The following is a 1,864-nucleotide window of genomic DNA, read 5'->3' on the forward strand; positions in this document are numbered from 1 at the left end:
GTCATTCTTATTCACTTCACGCTAAAGCGGGCTCGTCTGAAGACGAGGGGTTTCCTCCAAGGCGTGGATACTAAAGTTTTTGGTCATGTTCTCGGGAACATCTTAGCAGACGGCGAAGATGACAGTAGAAAGGAATGGTCCGATTCTGTCGTCATCAAGCCTTGGCTTTACTCCGACTTTATTTCCCAAGGTGAAAAGCGGATGTTTCAACTTCGTGAAAAACTAGCAAACGCTCCCTTCTTACAAGAATTTGCGGCCACTAACCCCTTAGAAAACACAAAGGAGGACACCGATCAACTAGAGCTTATGGATCAAAGTAACATAGTTAACATGCCAACAAATAAACAAAAACTTCAATAACAATTGTTGCATTACTACAGCCGAGGCAAACTTATATGGAATTGATAAGATCCGAGTGGCAAGCCATTTCGAATCGCATTGTCTCGCTTGGTTCGACGCTGGATATGTGGTCTAGATTTCAAGGACCTCAAGCTAATGCAGCGCAGTCGAAAGCAATTTGGAGAGCAGCGGTATCGCTTGTCAAAGACCTCACTCAATTCACCGAAGAAGCAGGTGACAAGCTACCTGAAAATGCCCGTGCAGCATTGGAAAACCAACGCCTACAAAGCATAGTCAATAGTGGAACACCGTCAACTCCAGACATGTACGCCGCTAATATTTGCGAAGTTGCGGTTCTATTGCAAATGACGAAATCGGAGGTCGACTATTACCTTCAGAATACAGATTTTATCATTCGCAAAACATTCGAGCGAGCGCTACTTCAATTGCAATGGTCTATTGCCACCAGTCAGAACGTTCAAGAAGACTGGGCTCATGCATTCGGAAAGGGTGAGACGCAATGTGAAGCCTTAGGTGCAATCCATTTGCTGCAACACGGCATCTTCGCATTCAAAGCACATAGTCAACGTGCACGAACCGATCTTATATATGGCGAACAAGTAAAAGAACGTGATATCGAAATCTCAGATGGGCTTGTACTTACGGAGTGGAAAAAGGTACTTAGCCAAGACCAAGTCGAAAACTTCGCAGAAACCGCAAGAAATCAGGCTGCTCTCTATGCAGGCGGAGTTCTACAAGGCATTGAGTTACATACAATTCGGTACATAGTTCTGGTAAGTGAGCAGCAGCTAGATGTGCCCGAAGATCAGCCAGGAGATGGCTTTGTGTACCGACACAAAAACATAGCGGTACAACCTGACCCACCGTCAAAGGCCGCGACGAGACTGAAGGGTTCACAAAAGTAACACAGAGGGGAGCTCTGAACGAAGAAATGTTTGGTACATATTTTTGAGCAGCCAATCGGAGACCTTGCTCAGGCGGGTTCCCCCCACTGGGCAGGTGAAGTTTCGCCGCGAGTCTCCAGCGTCTTGATAATGTCGGCACCCAGCTGCCGAGTGTTCTTCTTCCTACTTGTAGCTCTCATAGTGGTCCCTCCAGACATCCGAAATGCACTTCAGGAAGAGCACGGTCAGGACATAGTCCTTGTAGATCGACGGATCGACCACACCTCTGAAGGTGACACAAGCTACTCACACGGCCTTGTTGATTTGATCCAGAGAAACTCTTCCAGCAGACCACTGGCTCCGTATGGTTCGCTGAAATTCGGGTAACTTTAGCCGGGAGAGTTAGCGAGAGGAAGGAGGCTACGGAGAATGAAAGAGGCTAAGCCCCCCAAGAACAAGACCAACCACGCCAAGGCCAACAGATACAATCGCAAGGATAGCGCTGATGCGTATATGAGGGTTGCGAACTGTGACGTACCAATGTGTTCCGCGTCAGCACCTATGGGTCCAGATTGGCTGATTGCTTAAGGGAGTGATTTTGGCTCATCTTCACAGATCAG

At 47.5% G+C, this 1,864-nt stretch carries 2 protein-coding genes and 1 pseudogene; 2 read left to right on the plus strand and 1 reads right to left on the minus strand.

What is annotated here, in order from left to right:
* Positions 1 to 360, plus strand: a 360-nt coding sequence (locus tag Q0835_RS29765) for a hypothetical protein (RefSeq protein WP_298967101.1), incomplete at its 5' end; no start/stop codon positions are given.
* Positions 361 to 395: 35 nt separating this feature from the next.
* Positions 396 to 1,265 carry a hypothetical protein gene (locus Q0835_RS29770; RefSeq protein WP_298967103.1) on the plus strand — a complete coding sequence of 290 codons (870 nt, stop codon included), beginning with the start codon at positions 396 to 398 and terminating at the stop codon, positions 1,263 to 1,265.
* Positions 1,266 to 1,427: 162 nt separating this feature from the next.
* On the opposite strand, the pseudogene Q0835_RS29775 reads toward Q0835_RS29770, so the two are convergent.
* A pseudogene (locus tag Q0835_RS29775) lies at positions 1,428 to 1,535 on the minus strand (type I restriction-modification system subunit M N-terminal domain-containing protein); the annotation flags it as partial.
* Positions 1,536 to 1,864: the final 329 nt, after the last annotated feature.

The organism is uncultured Roseibium sp., from assembly GCF_947499295.1.
In the GTDB taxonomy this organism is placed as follows: domain Bacteria; phylum Pseudomonadota; class Alphaproteobacteria; order Rhizobiales; family Stappiaceae; genus Roseibium.

Excerpts from the sequence above, each read along its gene's own strand:
- Q0835_RS29770 (WP_298967103.1), top strand. The coding sequence starts at position 396 with ATGGAATTGATAAGATCCGAGTGGCAAGCCATTTCGAATCGCATTGTC.